The 17152-nt window shown below is 70.4% G+C and carries 12 protein-coding genes; 5 read left to right on the top strand and 7 right to left on the bottom strand.

Annotated features, from left to right (window positions below; all coding sequences use genetic code 11):
* Positions 1-6: 6 nt before the first annotated feature.
* The 3 genes from FXF52_RS27360 to FXF52_RS27350 form a co-directional block, all read right to left on the bottom strand.
* Complete coding sequence (locus FXF52_RS27360) at positions 7-1353, bottom strand: NDP-hexose 2,3-dehydratase family protein (protein WP_148801208.1); 1347 nt, start codon at positions 1351-1353, stop codon at positions 7-9.
* Positions 1353-2609 carry a class I SAM-dependent methyltransferase gene (locus tag FXF52_RS27355; RefSeq protein ID WP_148801207.1) on the bottom strand — a complete coding sequence of 419 codons (1257 nt, stop codon included), beginning with the start codon at positions 2607-2609 and terminating at the stop codon, positions 1353-1355. The genes FXF52_RS27360 and FXF52_RS27355 overlap by 1 nt, the downstream gene beginning before the upstream one ends.
* 204 nt (positions 2610-2813) lie before the next feature.
* Positions 2814-3965: a DegT/DnrJ/EryC1/StrS aminotransferase family protein gene (locus FXF52_RS27350; RefSeq protein WP_148801206.1), complete on the bottom strand. Its 1152-nt coding sequence runs from the start codon at positions 3963-3965 to the stop codon at positions 2814-2816.
* 400 nt (positions 3966-4365) lie between these two features.
* On the opposite strand from FXF52_RS27350, the gene cmdF reads away from it, so the two are divergent.
* The 4 genes from cmdF (at position 4366) to FXF52_RS27330 (ending at position 11449) form a co-directional block, all read left to right on the top strand.
* Complete coding sequence (gene cmdF / locus FXF52_RS27345; protein ID WP_148801205.1) at positions 4366-5985, top strand: tyrosine 2,3-aminomutase; 1620 nt, start codon at positions 4366-4368, stop codon at positions 5983-5985.
* Between the two features lie 13 nt (positions 5986-5998).
* The gene (locus FXF52_RS27340) at positions 5999-8161 is read left to right on the top strand and encodes a molybdopterin oxidoreductase family protein (protein WP_148801204.1); all 2163 of its coding nucleotides are present in this window, start codon (positions 5999-6001) and stop codon (positions 8159-8161) included.
* Positions 8162-8217: 56 nt separating this feature from the next.
* On the top strand, positions 8218-9681 hold the full coding sequence (locus FXF52_RS27335) for a multicopper oxidase family protein (protein ID WP_148801203.1): 1464 nt from the start codon (positions 8218-8220) through the stop codon (positions 9679-9681).
* Between the two features lie 265 nt (positions 9682-9946).
* The gene (locus FXF52_RS27330) at positions 9947-11449 is read left to right on the top strand and encodes a 4-hydroxyphenylacetate 3-hydroxylase family protein (RefSeq protein ID WP_148801202.1); all 1503 of its coding nucleotides are present in this window, start codon (positions 9947-9949) and stop codon (positions 11447-11449) included.
* A 63-nt stretch (positions 11450-11512) separates the two neighbouring features.
* On the opposite strand, the gene FXF52_RS27325 is transcribed toward FXF52_RS27330, so the two are convergent.
* The 4 genes from FXF52_RS27325 to rfbA form a co-directional block, all read right to left on the bottom strand.
* A complete protein-coding gene (locus tag FXF52_RS27325; RefSeq protein WP_148801201.1) occupies positions 11513-12658 on the bottom strand; it encodes a hypothetical protein in 1146 nt (381 codons plus the stop codon).
* A 258-nt stretch (positions 12659-12916) separates the two neighbouring features.
* On the bottom strand, positions 12917-14293 hold the full coding sequence (locus tag FXF52_RS27320; RefSeq protein WP_148801200.1) for an NAD(P)/FAD-dependent oxidoreductase: 1377 nt from the start codon (positions 14291-14293) through the stop codon (positions 12917-12919).
* A gap of 235 nt (positions 14294-14528) precedes the next feature.
* Positions 14529-15596: a carboxymuconolactone decarboxylase family protein gene (locus tag FXF52_RS27315; protein ID WP_148801199.1), complete on the bottom strand. Its 1068-nt coding sequence runs from the start codon at positions 15594-15596 to the stop codon at positions 14529-14531.
* Between the two features lie 8 nt (positions 15597-15604).
* Positions 15605-16477: a glucose-1-phosphate thymidylyltransferase RfbA gene (rfbA, locus tag FXF52_RS27310; protein ID WP_148801228.1), complete on the bottom strand. Its 873-nt coding sequence runs from the start codon at positions 16475-16477 to the stop codon at positions 15605-15607.
* A gap of 208 nt (positions 16478-16685) precedes the next feature.
* Between rfbA and FXF52_RS27305 the strand changes: the two genes are divergently transcribed.
* The coding region (locus FXF52_RS27305; protein ID WP_187413730.1) for a putative sugar O-methyltransferase at positions 16686-17152 on the top strand (467 nt) is incomplete at its 3' end.

Raw genomic sequence — 17152 nt, 5'->3', positions numbered from 1 at the left:
CGGCTCCTAGAGAAGGCAGGCCATCAGGCTGCGGGCCTCGACGTTGACGTAGTAGCCCATCGACACCAGGCGGTCCAGCTGACCCAGCGTCATCCAGCGGTGGGTGGGCGGAACGTCCACCTCCTGGCCGGGCGACAGTTCGATGACCACGTGGCGGGTGTCGGCTCGCAGGAAACGGCCGCCGTCCTCCGACTGCACCGAGTTGTGCCGCACCTGTGACCCCGCGTCGGAGAGGTATTCCACCAGCGGAGGGAGATCGGACGGGGTGCGGTAATAGCCGGGGGCCAGCTGGATGGTGGCGGCCAGCTCCAGCTTGTCTGTCAAGCCGGGCTGCACCAACGCCTGCACCAGGAACTCGAGCGCGCCGGCCCGGCGCCGGCAGAGGAATGCGACAAGGTTGCCGGGCACCGGCTCCAGCATCGGCTGCGTCCAGCTGCTGACTTCGCGGCTGGTCGCGGTGACCTTCAACCCGACGATGCGGAAGTAGCCGCCGTCGCGGTGCCGGATGCCCTCGTCGTCGGCGATCCATCCGTCCATGTCGGACAGCGCGATGCGGCGGACGTCGAGCGTGTAGACCTCCTTCTGGTCGATCAGCCACGTCATGGCGTCGGCCAGGTCGGCGTCCGAGCGGTTCCGGCGATGCGACGCGACCACAGCCGCGTGGAAGTCGTTCTCGGGATCCGGGCCGTCGCCACCGGAATAAGAAATACAGGCCAGCACCGTGCGGGCGTTCATGTTCACGTGTCCCGCGGCCAGTTGTCCCCGGATCTGCCCGAGGGTGAGCCAGGCGAAGTCGTCGAGTCGCGGCACGTCCACGTCCGGCGGGATCTCGACGATCATGTTGCGGTTTCGCTTGTGCAGGTACCACGACGCGTGCTCGGAGAGCAGCCGGTCGACCAGCACCCGGCCGCGCGAGGGGCGCAGGAAGTATTCCAGGTACGGGGTGGACCGGCCGCCGTGCACGCGCTGGTAGTTGCTCTGCGTGGCCTGCACGGTTGCCGCGTACTGGACCAGGCTGGTGTTGCCGGGCTCCATCTTGACCTGCATCAGGAAGTGCGGCACTCCGTTGAACCGCTTGACCAGGATGCCCAGGATGCCGATGTCGGGCTGCACGATGATCGGTTGGTGCCATTCGGGCATGGGACCGAAGTTGGTACGGACCGCCAGGCCCTCCACGCTGAAGAAGCGACCCGAGGTGTGGACCAGCTGGTCACCCAGGCGCCACTCGGCGAGCGACGACAGCGGCACCTCCGTCACGTCGTACGTGGCGGAGGCGGACCGCTGCTTGAGGAACAGATCGGCGTCGACCGGCCCGTCGGTGACGAGCGCCGAGGCGAGAAACCCGGCCTGCATCAGATCGGCTCCGACAGCGACGGCAGCGGAAAGATGAGCTTCCCGCCGGCGGCGACGAACTCCCGCTCCCGCTCGATAAAGCCCTGTCGGTGCACCCAGGGCAGCACGAACAGCTGGTCGGGGCGGCGGGCCTTGGCGTCCTCCTCGGAGACGATCGGGATGCCGGAGCCGGGCGTGACCGCGCCGTGCTTCTCCTCGCTGACCTCGCCGATGCACGGCAGGTCGTCGGTGGTCAGGCCGCAGTACTGGAGGATGACGTTGCCCTTGGTGGATGCGCCGTAGCCGATGGTCTGCAGGCCGGCCTTGCGCGAACGGTCGAAGAACGCGCGCACCTGGTCGCGGTGGCCGGCGACGCGGCGGGTGAACGTCTCGTACGGCTGATCGGTGTCGAGCCGCAGCGCCGCCTCGCGCTGCCGGATGCGTTCGATGCCGGCGTGGTCGACCCGGTGCTTCGACGGGTCTTTGACCAGCGTGACGCAGAGGCTGCCGCCGTTCACGTCGGTGATCTCCGCGGTGGTCAGGGTGAGCCCGGCACGTGCCGCCATCCACTCGATCTGGCGCAGCTGGTAGTACTCCAGGTGCTCGTGACAGATGGCGTCGTACGCGGGAATCTCCAGCAGCGGCAGCGCGTAGCTCATCTCGATCATCCACACGCCGTCGTCGGCCAGGATGTCGCGTACCTCGGTCATGAAGCCGAGCGGGTCGGGCAGGTCGTAGAACATCGCGATCGCAGTGACGATCTTCGCCTTGCGGTCGCCGTACCGTTCGGTGAAGGCATCCCTGGTGAAGAAGTCGGGGATCAGGGCGATGTCGTCCGGGTAGTACTCGCGCCACTTCTCGCCGGTAGGGTCGATGCCCACCCGGGTGACGTTCGACGGGTACGCCTTGAGCAGCGTCGCGTCGTTGCTGCCGATGTCGAGCACCAGGTCACCGGGGCTCAGCTCGACCATGCCGGTGAGCGTGGTTACCTTGCCGTTCAGGTGATTGATCATGAACGGACGGATACTGGAGCGGTAGCCGTAGTGCTCGCCGTACATCAGCGACAGGTCCGCGGTGTGCCGCATCTGCAGGAGTCCGCAGCCGCTCGGATCGCAGCGCACCAGCTCCAGCGGGGCGATCTGCACGTCCTCGCCGGGGCGGGGGAAGATACCGGTGAGGGCCTGCATCCCCAGGTTCAGCACCGGCACCAGATTGGGGTTGCCGCAGATCCGGCAGGCGGTGCATTCGGTGACGACCGTATCGGCGCCGATGGTCATGATGCCTCCGTAGGTGAGTGACGGGCGGTCAGCCGATCGAGGGCCGAGACGATGTCGTTCGGGGTGGGCAGTTCGTCGCAGCGGTCGCGTGGCCGCGCGGCCTGGCGGGCGAGGCCGGGTTCCTTCCGCACCCGCTGGAGCCTGGCGTGCGGCAGGCCGGCGGTCAGGTAGCCGGCCTCGCCTACAGGCAGGCCGGCGCCCCTCTCAGGCCGCCACGACCGGCGTGCGCCGTTCGACCGCCGTGCGGAACAGCCGGGCCACCTGCTCGACCTCGGCGTCGGTGAGTGCTTGGTGCAGCGGGAGCAGCAGGGTGTTCGCGGCGGCGGTGTCGGTGCCGGGCAGGCGGGCGTCCGAGCCGTAGAGCGGGACGCGGTGCAGCGGCGGATAGCGGAACGTCGTGTAGACACCGTTGTCCAGCAGCTCCTCGGCGATGCCGTCGCGCAGCGCCGGGTCGACCTGAACCCAGTAGAAGTAGTGCGTGGACACGTGTCCTTCAGGCGGCCGCGGGCAGAGCCGCACACCCGGCAGGCCCGCCAGCATCCGGTCGTAGGCCGCACAGATCTCGCGGCGGCGCGCGACAAAGCCGGGCAGACGGCGCAGCTGGACCTGGCCGATGGCCGCGGTCATGTCGTTCCCGATGAGCCGCTGGCCGACCTCGTGGATGGTCTGGTCCCACCAGCGGCGCGGATCGCGGGCCATCGCCGCGAAGGCGCCGCGGTCCTGCATGCCGTGGTAGGCCAGGCGGTGGGCGCGGCGGGCCAGCTCGGGATCGCGCAAGTAGATCATTCCGCCGTCACCGGTGGTGATGATTTTGCGCGAGTCGAAGCTCCAGATGCCGATGTCGGCGAAAGTGCCGCACGCCTTCCCGTCCACCCGGGAGTAGACCGCGCAGGCGGCGTCCTCGACGAGCGGGATGCCGCGCTCCCGGCACAGCTCGGCGATCCCCACCACCTCGCCCGGGTGGCCGCCGTAGTGCAGGATTGTCACCGCCTTGGTGCGCGGGGTGAGACAGGCGGCGATGTCCCCCACGGACGGGTTCAGGGTGCGCGGGTCGACGTCGCAGAACACCACGCGCGCACCGGTGGCGGCGATCGTGTTGGCGTTCGCCACGAAGCTCACCGACGGCACCACGACCTCGTCACCCGGACCGAACTCGAGCAACTTGGCGGTCAGGCCCAGCGCCGAGGTGGCCGAGTTGAGGAACAGCAACGTCTCCGGCGGTACGCCGACGTGCTCGCCGAAGGCGCGCTCGAACTCACGCGTCCGGGGGCCGTAGCCCAGCCAGTTGCTGTCGAAGGCCTCGCCGACCGCCGCGAGTTCCTCGGCGCCCACGCTCGGCTGAAACACGTTGATCATCGGCGTCCTTTCCGGCGTACTCGTTCAGCAGGGCCTGCGCCTCGGCGGTGGCCCGGGTGAAGCGGGCGGCCGGGTCAGTGGCTTCATGCTCTGGGACGGCGGCCGGCGGTCGCATCTTCGTCGATGCCGTCCGCGTCCGGACCGGGTCGCGAAGACCATGTGCATGTCGGCGCCGGCCGGCCGCGTCTCCTGCCCGACGGCGAGGGTGAACCCCTTGCCGCGCAACAGGTGCACGGCGGCGGCAGCCGGCTCTCCAGGTCGTGCACCTCGATGAGCAGCTCCGCACCAGTGCGCGCCGAACACCACCAGGGCAAGCGAAGAGGTGCGGCAGCCGGTCCGCCGGTGATGGCATCGATGCGCAATCAGGCGTCCTGTCATCACACCTAATCGGGAGCTGCACATGACCACGGTGGAAACCGATGTCCGAGTCGAGTTGGACGGCGAGACGCTCGACGTGCCGCGGGTGCGCCAGGTTGCCGAGGAGCACGTGCCGGTCGTCCTCGGCCCGCAGGTGCTCAGCCGCGCCGCCGCGAGCCGTGAGCAGTTCGAGGAGACCGTGCGCCAGAACATCCCGGTGTACGGGGTGACGACCGGCTACGGCGAGATGATCTACATGCTGGTCGACACCGCCAAGGAGACCGAGCTTCAGACCAACCTGGTCCGCAGCCACAGCGCCGGCGTCGGCCCGCTGTTCGCCGAGGCGGAGGCGCGCGCCGTGGTCGCCGCCCGGCTGAACGCGCTGGCCAAGGGGCACTCCGCGGTGCGACCCGAAGTGCTCGAGCGCCTCGCCCTCTACCTCAACGAGGGCCTCACCCCAGCCGTACCGGAGATCGGCTCGCTCGGCGCCAGCGGAGACCTGGCCCCGCTCGCACACATCGCCAGCACGCTGATCGGCGAGGGCTACCTCCTGCGCGACGGCGTCAAGACGCCGACCGGCCCGGTGCTGCGCTCGCTCGGCATCGAGCCGCTGCGGCTACGCTTCAAGGAGGGCCTCGCCCTCATCAACGGCACCTCGGCGATGACCGGGGTGGGCGCCCTGCTGGCCGAGTACGCGCTGGCCCAGGCCCGGCACGCCGAGATCGCCGCCGCGCTGGTCATCGAGACGCTGCAGGGATCGATGAGCCCGTTCCAGCCGGAGGGCCACGACATCGCCCGGCCGCACGCGGGGCAGATCGCCAGCGCCGCCAACATGCGCACGCTGATGGCCGGCAGCAAGCTCACCGTCGAGCACGCCGACCTGCGCAAGCAGGTGGCCGCCAGCAAGGAGAACGGCAACGGCAACGGCGGGAACGTCTACCGCTCCGACGTCTATCTGCAGAAGGCGTACTCGCTGCGGGCCATCCCGCAGGTCATCGGCGCGGTGCGGGACACCCTGTCGCACACCCGGCTCAAGCTCGAGATCGAGCTCAACTCGGCCAACGACAACCCGCTGTTCTTCCCCGGCAAGGAGATCTTCCACGGCGCGAACTTCCACGGCCAGCCGGTCGCCTTCGTGATGGACTTCCTGACCATCGCGCTCACCCAGCTCGGCGTGCTCTCCGAACGGCGCAGCAACCGGCTGCTCAACCGGCGCCTCAGCGACGGCCTGCCGGAGTTCCTGATCAAGGGCGAGCCCGGCCTCAACAGCGGCTTCGCCGGCGCGCAGTACCCGGCCACCGCGCTCATCGCGGAGAACCGCACGATTAGCCCGGCCAGCACCCAGAGCGTCCCGTCCAACGGCGACAACCAGGACGTGGTCAGCATGGGCCTGATCGCCACCCGCAACTGCCGGCGGGTGCTGCGCAACAACAACATCATCCTGGCCCTGGAGTTCCTCGCCGCCGCGCAGGCCGTGGACGTCTCCGGGCGCCGGGACCGGCTCAGCCCGGCCGCCCGGGTCACCTACGACACCATCCGGTCGCTGGTGCCCACCCTCGACGACGACCGCTACATGGCCGACGAGCTTGAACTCGTCGCCGCCGAGCTGGAGCGCGGCACGGTACTCAAGGCCCTCGCCGACGCCGGCGTCAGCCTGCACTGACAAGGAGAGATTCGTGACCGGCACGCGGACCGCATATCGCACCTGCCCGCTCTGCGAGGCCGTCTGCGGCCTGCGCCTGACCCTCGACGGCGATCGCGTCACGTCGGTGACCGGCGACAAGGACGACCCGTTCTCCAAGGGTTACATGTGCCCGAAGGGCGCCACCCTGGGCCGGCTCGACGAGGACCCGGACCGGCTCACCGGCCCGATGGTGCGCGAGAGCGAGTCGTGGCGCCGGGCCGACTGGGACGAGGCGTTCGCGATCGTCGCCCGCGGGCTGGAGGGAGTCATCGCCGAGCACGGGCGGGAGGCGCTGGCGCTCTACTACGGCAACCCGACCTTCCATACGATGGCCGGCATCCTTTATCGAGGCCCGCTGGCCATGGCGCTGGGCACGCGCAACGTGTTCTCGGCGAGCACCGTCGACCAGATGCCCAAGCACGTGGCGTCCGGGCTGATGACCGGTGACCCGTGGGCGGTGGCGGTGCCCGACCTCGACCGCACCGACCATCTGCTGATCATCGGTGCCAACCCGGCGGTGTCCAACGGCTCGCTCTGCGCCGCGCCGGACTTCCCGGGGCGGATGCGGCGGCTGCGCGAGCGCGGCGGGCGGATCGTGGTGATCGACCCGCGGCGCACCCGGACCGCCGAGCTGGCCGACGAGCACGTGTTCGTGCGGCCCGGCAGCGACCCGGCGCTGCTGTTCGCCATGGTGCACACGATGCTGGCCGAGGACCGGGTCACGATCCGGGTGCCGGTGGCCGGCCTCGACCGGCTGCGTGAGCTGGCCGCCCCGTTCACGCCCGAGCTGGTGGCCCCGTTCTGCGGCGTCGAGGCGGAGACGATCCGGCGGCTCGCCCGGGAGTTGGCCGCCGCGCCCACCGCCGCCGTCTACGCCCGCATCGGCACCTGCACCGCCGAGTTCGGCACCCTCGCGCAGTGGTTGGTGGACGTGCTCAATGTGCTGACCGGCAACTTCGACCGGGCCGGCGGGGTGATGTACGCCAAGCCGGCCACCGCCGAGGTGCACAAGAGCCCCGAGCCGTTCACCGCCGGGCGCTGGCACAGCCGGGTGCGCGGCTTCCCCGAGACGCTCGGCGAGTTCCCGGCCGCCACCATGGTCGACGAGATCGAACAGCCCGGCCCCGGCCAGGTGCGGGCTCTGGTCACCATCGCCGGCAACCCGGTGCTGTCCACCCCGGACGGCGGCCGGCTCGACCGCGCGCTGGACGGCCTCGAGTTCATGGTGGCGGTCGACCCCTATCTGAACGAGACCACCCGGCACGCCGACGTGATCCTGCCGCCACCGCGCACCCTGCAGATGCCGCACTACGACTTCCTCATCTCCACCATCCAGGTGCGCAACTACGCCCGGTACTCGCCCGCGGTGCTGCCACTCGGCCCCGAGCAGCGCAGCGAGGCCGAGATCCTGGAGCGGCTCACGCTGATCGCGATGGGACTGGGCGCGCAGGCCGACCCGTCCGGGCTGCCCGAGCAGATGCTGAGCCAGCTGCTGTCGGCCATCCCGGTGACGACCCGCGCCGAACTGGACGGCGACGACGGACCGGATCTGCTGCTCGACGCCATGCTGCGGATGGGCCCGTACGGCCTGACCCGCAAGAAGCTGCTCGACTACCCGAACGGCATCGACCTGGGCCCGCTCGAACCCCGGTTGCCCGAGATCCTCAAGACGCCGTCCGCGCGGGTCGAGCTCGCCCCCGAGCCGCTCGCCGAGGACACCGGCCGGCTGCGCGCCGCGATGAGCCGCCCGCCCGCGCCGATGGTGCTGATCGGGCGCCGGCACCTGCGCTCGAACAACAGCTGGATGCACAACGTGCCCGCGCTGACCGGCGGCACCAACCGCTGCACGCTGCAGATCCACCCGGATGACGTGGCCCGGCTCGGGCTCGGCGAGCGGGCCCGGATCAGCTCGGCCTCGGGCGAGCTGGAGGTGGAGCTGGAGCCGACCGACACGATCATGCCCGGGGTGGTGAGCCTGCCGCACGGGTGGGGGCACCGGCGCACCGGACAACGGGTGGCCGCCGACCGGGCCGGGGTCAACGTGAACGAACTGACCGGCGGTGCGGTGGACGTGCCCTCCGGCAATGCGGTCTTCAACGGCGTACCGGTCACCGTGGAGCCCATTCCCGCAGGAGAGCAATCTGGAAGATATTAGGCCGCGATTTGCGAACATAGAATCCCGCTCACAAACCGAGTGGGGGGGAAATAGCGATGAGAAGACGGGCGATCCTGGTTGCGGGCGGATCGGTGGCGGGCGCGGTGCTGCTTTCCCGGGGGGCGGCCGCCACCACCACCGAGCCGGCCACATCCACTGCGGCCCATAAACATGCGCACGGCCCGGCCGGGGCCACGCCGCGCAAGGCTTCGCCGCTCAGCGTCGCGCCGTTCCAGACGCGCATGCCGGTGCCACCGGTTGCGGCGCCGATCCGTCAGACGGCGGAATACGACGAGTACGAGGTCGTGGTACGGCCCGCTCAGCTCGAGCTGGTGCCGGGCCTGACCACCGAGGCGCTCACCTTCAGCGGTGGCTGGGTGGGCCCGACCATCCGCGGCTGCACCGGCCGACCAGTCAAGGTGACCTACCGCAACCAGCTCGACACGCACACCAACGTGCACCTGCACGGCGGTCACGTGAAGGCGATCGACGACGGGCACCCGATGGACATGATCCTGCCGGGCGCCACCAGGACCTACTACTACCCGAACAACCAGCGCGGGGCCACGCTCTGGTACCACGACCACGTGCACGGCGACGAGGCCGAGCACACCTACCGCGGGCTGCACGGCTTCTACCTCATCGACGACCCGGCCGAGAAGGACCTAGGGCTGCCGACCGGCTCGTACGAGGTGCCGATCATGCTCACCGACGTCGAGCTGGACGCCGACGGCTCGCTGATCTGGGGCTTCCCGACCGACCGCAACAACGTCGTGGTCAACGGGAAGGTCAAGCCGTTCTTCCCGGTCGCCGCCCGCAAGTACCGGTTCCGTATCCTCAACGCGACCAACGAGGGCACCTACACGCTGAGCCTCGACAAGGGGCAGATGTGGCAGATCGGCTCGGACGGCGGCCTGCTGCCCGCGCCGGTGGCCCGCACCTCGGTCACCCTCAGCTCGGGCGAACGGGCCGACCTGGTCATCGATTTCACCGGTCTGCCGATCGGCACGTCGGTGGTGCTCAGCGACGCCGACAAGGGGCCGGTGCTGCGCTTCGACGTGGGCTTCACCGCCACCGACCGCAGCAAGCTTCCACTCCGGTTGCGGCCGCTGCCCGCGTTGCCCGCGGCCACCAAGCAGCGTGAGGTGCACCTCCGGTTCGATTTCAGCAGCGAAGAACCGCGCCCTGTGATCAATGACCAGCAGTTCGACCCGAACCGGGTCGATTTCACCATCAAGCGTGGCACCACCGAGATCTGGACCGTCTACAACGACGACGTCGAGGCCGGCATCGCCCACAACTTCCACCTGCACCTCACGCAGTTCCGGGTGCTGAGCCGCACCGGCACGCCGATGACCCCGGACGACGCGGGGCTCAAGGACACCGTACGGGTGCCGGCCGGCACCTCGGTGCGGCTGCAGGCGACCTTCACCGACTACGTGGGACGCTACGTCTACCACTGCCACTTCCTCGAGCACTCCAGCATCGGCATGATGGCGCAGATGGAGATCGTGCCCTGAGCCGGCCGGCCACCCTGGCCGCCCGTCGCTGAGCATCGGCGGAGATGCCGTGCCGACCACCCCGGTGTGAGGCTGTCGGCATGACCGTCATCTCGAACGTGGGTGAGCCGGGCGCCACGCCGCCTGCACCCCCTTCCGCCCCGACCGAGTTGATCGAACGAGCCCGGGCCATGGCGCCCGGGCTCGTCGCATGGCAGCGTGCGGACGGCCTCCAGCTGATCCACGGTGCGGCGGCCCCGCTCGCCCGGCGAGGCGGAGCACGGCGATGACCCGGCCGCTGACCGGGGAGGAGTACGTCGAGAGCCTGCGCGACGGCCGTGAGGTGTTCCTCTACGGCGAGCGGGTCAAGGACGTCACCACCCACCCGGCTTTCCGCAACCCGGTGCGGATGACCGCCCGGCTCTACGACGCGCTGCACGACCCGGCCCACCGTGACGTGCTGACCGCGCCCACCGACACCGGCTCGGGCGGCTTCACCCACCCGTTCTTCCGCACCCCGCACACCGTCGACGACATGATCGCCGACCAGCGCGCCATCGCGGCCTGGGCGCGGATGAGCTACGGCTGGATGGGGCGCAGCCCCGACTACAAGGCGTCGTTCCTCGGCACGCTCGGGGCCAACGCCGGCTTCTACGCGCCGTACAGCGACAACGCCGAACGCTGGTACCAGGAGTCGCAGGAGAAGGTGCTCTTCTGGAACCACGCCATCGTGCACCCGCCGGTGGACCGCAACCGGCCGCCGGACCAGGTGGCCGACGTCTACATCCGGGTCGAACGGGAGACGGACGCCGGTCTGATCGTCAGCGGCGCCAAGGTGGTCGCCACCGGGTCGGCGCTGAGCCACTACAACTTCATCGCCCACTTCGGCCTGCCGATCCGCAAGAAGGAGTTCGCGCTGATCGCCACCGTGCCGATGGGCGCGCCCGGGGTGAAGCTGATCTGCCGTCCGTCGTACGGGGCGAACGCGGCCGCGGTCGGCACGCCGTTCGACTACCCGCTCTCGTCCCGGCTCGACGAGAACGACACCATCCTGGTGCTCGACCAGGTGCTGGTGCCGTGGGAGAGCGTGTTCGTGTACGGAAATCTCGGCAAGGTGCAGATGTTCGCCGGCCAGTCCGGCTTCTCCGAGCGGTTCACCTTCCACGGCTGCACCCGGCTCGCGGTCAAGCTCGAGTTCCTCGCCGGCCTGCTCGCCAAGGCCCTGGAGCTGACCGGCACCAAGGACTTCCGCGGGGTGCAGAGCCGCCTCGGCGAGGTGCTCGCGTGGCGCAATCTGTTCTGGGGCCTCTCGGACGCCGCCGCCCGCAACCCGGTGCAGTGGAAGAACGGCGCGCTGCTGCCCAACCCGCAGTACGGCATGGCGTACCGCTGGTTCATGCAGATCGGCTACCCGCGGGTCAAGGAGATCATCCAGCAGGACGTGGCCAGCGGGCTCATCTACGTGAACTCCAGCGCCGACGACTTCCGCAACCCGGAGATCCGGCCCTACCTCGATCGGTACCTGCGCGGCTCGGACGGCTCCGACGCCGAGCAGCGGGTCAAGGTGATGAAGCTGCTCTGGGACGCGACCGGCACCGAGTTCGGTGGCCGGCACGAGCTCTACGAGCGCAACTACGCCGGCAACCACGAGAACACCCGGGTCGAGCTGTTGCACGCGCAGACCGCGACCGGGCTGATCGACGGCTACAAGGCCTTCGCCGAGCAGTGCCTTGCCGAGTACGACCTGGACGGCTGGACCGCCCCCGACCTGTGGACCCCGGAACGCTGATGGGCGCCCGCTGACGGACGGCCGTGCCGATCCGTCAGGTGCGCTCCCGGCCCGGCCCCGTCGTCACCCGGCCAGCCAGCGCAGCACCGGCTGACCGGACTGCTGCTCCGCCTCCCGATATCGGGGCAGGATCGAGGACGCCACCACCCCGCCGGACAGCGCGAACAGCGCCGCCGACCCGCTCAGCCGCTCGAGCCGCGCAGTGCCGACCGACACCGGGACCCCGGCGGCGGCACACACGTCGGCGACGCTGGCGCCGTCCTGGACGGCGTCCAGCAGCACCAGATCGAGCGGGGAGACCAGATAGGACGGCAACAGCCCGCCGCAGAGGTGGTCGAGCAGCCAGGTGGTGACCTCGTCGCCCGGCCCGCGCGGCAGGTCGAGCTCACGGTGCCGGCCGGTCAGAATGGCCACCTCGGCCTCCGCGATGCGGAGCCGTCCGCCGGAGACCAGTGCGGCCAGGCCGGCGATGCCGAATTCGCGGTAGAGCAGCGCGGCCTGCCGGAGGTGCCCGGAGCGGACGCCCGGCCACGACGATGCGGCGCGGTGCCGGTCATGGATGAGGATCGACCGCAACACCGTGCGCGGCACCACCGTGGCCGCCGCGTAGCAGAGCCCGAGCACCTCGGCGAGCCCCTGCTCGAGGCCCCGGTCGGACCCGTCCGGCCCGGCGGCCGCGGCGGCGTGCACCAGCCCGCGCGCGGCCTGGGTGATGCTCAGGAACGGGCGCAGCCGGGACAGTCGCAGATAGACACCGGGCTCAAGCTGATGCCGGGCGGCCTGCGACGCGCCGAGCGAGATGGACGCGCGCTCCGACGCGGCGTACGGCTCCGGGAAGACCGACCCAACCGTGACGGTCATCGCGGCCACGTCCACGCCGGCCGCGGTGAGCCGGTCGCGCAGCGGCCCAGCCGCGGCGATCACCGCGTGCTCCGTCCCGCTGCTGGCGAGCATCAGTGGGGCATCCGCCAGCTCACGAAGCTGGGCCGCGGTGAGCTGGCGGGCCGCGGTGACGTCGTCCGCGCAGCCGCCGTCGCCGTCCAGCGACGCGGCGGCCCGGCGCAGCATGTCGGTCGCCACCCCGACCGGTACGACGTCGTCCAGGGGCAGGTGGGGCTCGACACCGGAGACGAATGCCTCCGCTTTCGCGAAGCGGCAGGGCGCCAGGTAGATACCGGCGAAGAGCCAGTCCCGCATCGTAGGTGTCATCGCCGCCTCTTTGCCGTCATTTCCCTTCAATTGTGAAAAGAACGGTGCGCGGAGCAACTTGCATCGTGCTCTTTTCACCGGCGGGCACGCGCGGAGTAGACCGGCTGCCTGGGTGGTGCGCATCGTGCGCTGCCCCTTCCCGGAAGTGCCCCCGCCAACGGCGGGGGCACTTCTCGTGCTGCAGACAGGAGCCGCCCGCACAGAGAGGGCCCGTCGTGCGGGGGGATGCACGACGGGCCCGGTCCGGACCGGCGGGGCTCAGCTCGACTGGGCGAGGGTCGGCTGACGCGGCCGGTCGGTGGGGGAGGTCCGCGCGAAAGCGCCGCGCAGCACGCGCCACAGCGTCGCGGGGCGCATCAGCGACTGCGGGGTGTCGACCATGCCCGCGGCCCGTAGGTACGCCGTGGTGACCTTCGGGTCGCGGGTCGCCGCCGCCTGCACGAGCCGCAGGTAGCGCTGCACCAGGCGCATCTTGAAGGAACGGTGGCCGGGCACGTCCGGGAAGTTCAGGTCGACCGTCGTGGTCATCTCCCACGGCGCATCGATGCAGTCGCGGGCCAGGTCCCGGAAGTACGCGGCCGGGTCGGGCTCGCCGTGCCGGCTCAGGTGACGGCGGATCGTCAGGGCGGCGACCGCGGCCACCGTCATGCCCTGCGCGTACACCGGGTTGAAACTGGTGACCGCGTCGCCGGTGACCAGCAGACCGGCCGGCAGGCGGGACATCCGCTCGTAGCGCCGGCGCAGCGTGACCGGGTAGTGGAAGGGGACGGGCTCGTCGATCGGGCGGGCCGACTTGAGGGCGTCGGCGATATCCGGGATCGCCAACGACCGGATGAAGTCGTAGAAGCCCTCCTGGTCGGTCGGCGGGTGGTCGCCGAGCAGGCCGTAGGTGGTGAGCTCCACCTTGCCGTGGTCGGTCTGGGTGAAGATCGCGCCGCGCGGCGAGGCGGGGAACGCCACCGGGATAATGGCCAGGTCGCCGTCCCACGGGTCGTCGTCCAGTTCGTAGTGCTGCGTCACGTACCCGAGGTTGATCTTGATGCGCTCCTCGGGAACCCGCTCGTAGCCGAACCGCTCCAGCATCGCCGGGGTCCGCGAGCCGCGCCCGGTGGCGTCGATGACCAGATCGGCCTCGATCACCTCGTCCCGGTCGTTGTCCAGATCGCGCAGCCGGGCGCCGGTGATCCGCGAACGGTCCGGCGTGGCCTCCAGCCCAACGATGTCGCGGCGCTCGACGAACCGCACGCGGGGCAGCTGCTCGACGCGCTCCCGGAGGTGTCGTTCCATCAGCGGGGCCGTGGCCGGCACCGCGATGTAGCCGATGTCCTCGCGGACCAGCGGCTTGCCGTTGAAATACCAGCGGCACGAGCCGGCGTAGTCGCCGGTCGGGCAGCCGTCCGCGATGAGCTCGTCGATGAAGCCGGGGAACAGCTCCTCGGTCACCTGCAGGCCGCGGACGTGCATGGCGTTGATGTGCTTGCCTTGCGGGCGACCGCGGCGCGGTCCCCGCTCACCGACCAGCTTGTCCCGATCGACGATCAGGACCTCGTCGTACTGCTCAGTCAGCACTCGCGCGGCGAACAGGCCGGCGTAGCTGCCGCCGAGCACCAGCGCCCGGCGTGGTTTCTTCCCCATCGGTGGATCCACCCTTTCTCTGTGCGATTCGGCTGCTTGGTGGGTCAGCCGGGCATCTGGGTCATCGGGACGGAACCGAGCGGGCCGTCCTCCACGGCGAGGTCCTGGCCGGTGAGATACGCCGAGCGGGACGATAGGAGGGAACAGCACGGCCTCGGACACGTCGGCGGGGTCACCGAACGGGACCAGCGCTCCCTGGCTGCGAACAGCTCAGCCATCGGGATGAGCGTGGCAGTCAGACGGGCGGGCTCACATCTCCTCGCTTGCCCTCATGCGGCTCGAGCCGGCCGGCGGTCCGACGGGCCGCGGCGAACGCCGCCCAGGCAGTCAGTTCGATGAGCTGCGCGTCGTCCGAGCGACACTGCGCGACCAGTTCCGGGGTGACTCGATAGGACGCGTACGCGGTCAGCATTGCCACCCGCGCGGCCGGTCGATCCGCCGGCGGCAGCGGCCGGACCGTCCCGTCCAGCCACGCCCGGGCGCTGATGCCGGGCCCCTCGAAGTCCGGGTCGTCCAGCCGGGCCTCGACGAGTTCCCGCACGCGGGTCGGGACACTTCGTTCGCCGGCGGCGGCGATGGCGGCACCGCCGCGGTTCAAGGCCTGGGCGATGTGCGGCACGGTCGCGGCCCAGGCGGTGCCCTCCAGCGGGCCGGCGTCGGGCAGCAGGTCCAGCGACGAGCCCGCCGCGACCTGGACCCGGCCGAGCCGGCCCAGCACCGACGCCGCGGTGCGCCGCAGGACCCGCTCGGCCGGCCTCGGCACGGCCGGGAGCGGTGAGTCCCGCAGGAACACGTTGACCATGCGGTTTATGTAGTGGAAGATCAGCGCGACCCCGGCCAGTTCGGGCCGCTGCGCGGGTGGGAACGGCTCCGGCCCCTCGCCGGTCCGCGCCCAGCGGACCAGGGCGCGCAGCCGGGGGTCGATCACCTTGTCGATCCCACCGGCCGCGATGCGGGCGGCGTCCGGGCCGGCGAGCAGGCCCGTCAGCGCGGCGCCGTGCACGTCCAGGCAGTACGGGCAGCGGTTGGCCACCGAGACGGCCGCGGCGACCGCCTCTTTGTCGGCGCGGCTTGCCCGGCCGGGCACCAGCAGCGTCTCGCGCAGGATGCTCCAGCACGCGGCGAGCACCGGTGGTGCCGGGGCGTGCAGCGCCACCGGCGGGGCCAGCATCCCGAAGTCCGCCTCGACCTGGCGGTAGACCCGCGCGACCGGTTCGGCGGCGGTCTCCGGCGGCACCGGCCGGACGTACCGGATGTGGGCCGGCGCGATGCGGCGGGTCGCCGCTCTCAGCAGTCTTCCCATCGTCGTCCTTAATCGAGTGCGTAGGCGATCTCGGTGAGGTAGCGGCCGTAGTCCGACTGGCGCATGCCGGCACCGAGCTCGTAGCAGGTCTCGGCGTCGATGAAGCCCATGCGCAGGGCGATCTCCTCGAGGCAGGCCACCCGCACCCCCTGCCGCTCCTGGATCACCTGCACGTACTGGCTGGCGGCGAGCAGGCTGGCGTGCGTGCCGCAGTCCATCCAGGTGTAGCCGCGGCTCAGCGGCACCAACCCGGCCCGGCGCTGCCGCAGGTACTCCTGGTTGACGTCGGTGATCTCCAGTTCGCCGCGATCCGACGGGCTCAGGCCGGCGGCGATGCTCACCACGTCGTTGTCGTAGAAGTAAAGGCCGGTGATCGCCTGGTTGGAGCGCGGCCGGCGGGGCTTCTCGGAAATCGAGATCAGCCGGCCGTCCGCGTCGGTCTCGGCGATGCCGTAGCGCTCGGGGTCCGAGACGGAGTAGCCGAACAGCGTGCAGCCCTCGACCGAGTGGGCCTCCCGCTGCAACAGGTTGTAGAAGCCGGCGCCGTGGAAAAGGTTGTCGCCGAGGATCAGCGCGGACCGGTCGTGCCCGATGTGGCCGGCGCCGATCAGGAACGCCTCCGCGATGCCGCGCGGCTCCTTCTGCTCGGCGTAGCTGACGTTCAGGCCCAGCCGAGACCCGTCGCCGAGCAGGTGCCGCATGTGCGGGACCACGTCCGGGTTTGAGATGATCAGGATGTCCCGGATCCCGGCCAGCATGAGCACCGAGAGCGGGTAGTAGAGCATCGGTTTGTCGTAGACGGGCAGCAGCTGTTTGGACGTCGCCAGCGTGAGCGGGTATAGCCGCGTACCGGTGCCACCGGCGAGAACAATTCCCTTCACCATCGGGTCCGTTCGTCGAGTCGGATCTGCCGGAGCACCAGTATGTGGCGGGCGACCGGCGCCCCAGGTCTCCTGAAATGCGGTGCGCTCGGCCCTCCCGCGAGCGGCCCGGCGGTGCGCATTCTCAAAGGCGCAACCGTCCGGGAAACGGCGAATACTCCAGTTCGCCGGGCCGTTCGGGCTCCGCTCATCCAGGAGGTCGGTAACAGTGACTGTCGATCACGACACGGAGATTCTGGCCGGATTCCGGTCCGGTGACGCCAACTTCAAGTTGACGCTGTGGGATCCGCGGGCCAATGGGGTTCGTTACCTCAAAGCGCTGCTGTACCGTGTCAGCGGCCGGCTGAGCCCGCTGGACCGCGAGCGGCTGCGCCGAACCCGGAACCGGGACGTCGGCAATCCGATCACCGTCCGGCACGAGGGCGACGAGATCGACATGGACTACCTGCGGGCGGTGCAGGAGGTCGGTTTCCTTGCCGACCGGGTGCGGCTGGATGGCGCGCGGATCGTCGAGATCGGCGCGGGGTACGGCCGTACGTGCCACGCGCTGATCGCCAACCACGACGTCGCGGAGTACCACATCGTGGAGCAGGAGGGCTCGCTGCGGCTGGCCCGCGCGTACCTGCGCGCGGTGCTCGAGCCCGCGCAGTTCGCCAAGGTGTCGTTTCACGCGGC

The sequence above is a fragment of the Micromonospora sp. MP36 genome, from assembly GCF_008119785.1.
Lineage (GTDB): Bacteria > Actinomycetota > Actinomycetes > Mycobacteriales > Micromonosporaceae > Micromonospora.
Note: the sequence above shows the minus strand (reverse complement) of the source record. Positions and strands in the feature narration are given on the sequence as shown.

Coding starts and splice junctions, on each gene's coding strand:
- FXF52_RS27315 (WP_148801199.1), bottom strand. CDS start 15,596: ATGGGAAGACTGCTGAGAGCGGCGACCCGCCGCATCGCGCCGGCCCAC.
- FXF52_RS27355 (WP_148801207.1), bottom strand. CDS start 2,609: ATGACCATCGGCGCCGATACGGTCGTCACCGAATGCACCGCCTGCCGG.
- cmdF (WP_148801205.1), top strand. CDS start 4,366: ATGACCACGGTGGAAACCGATGTCCGAGTCGAGTTGGACGGCGAGACG.
- FXF52_RS27325 (WP_148801201.1), bottom strand. CDS start 12,658: ATGACACCTACGATGCGGGACTGGCTCTTCGCCGGTATCTACCTGGCG.
- FXF52_RS27320 (WP_148801200.1), bottom strand. CDS start 14,293: ATGGGGAAGAAACCACGCCGGGCGCTGGTGCTCGGCGGCAGCTACGCC.
- FXF52_RS27360 (WP_148801208.1), bottom strand. CDS start 1,353: ATGCAGGCCGGGTTTCTCGCCTCGGCGCTCGTCACCGACGGGCCGGTC.
- FXF52_RS27330 (WP_148801202.1), top strand. CDS start 9,947: ATGACCCGGCCGCTGACCGGGGAGGAGTACGTCGAGAGCCTGCGCGAC.
- FXF52_RS27335 (WP_148801203.1), top strand. CDS start 8,218: ATGAGAAGACGGGCGATCCTGGTTGCGGGCGGATCGGTGGCGGGCGCG.
- FXF52_RS27350 (WP_148801206.1), bottom strand. CDS start 3,965: ATGATCAACGTGTTTCAGCCGAGCGTGGGCGCCGAGGAACTCGCGGCG.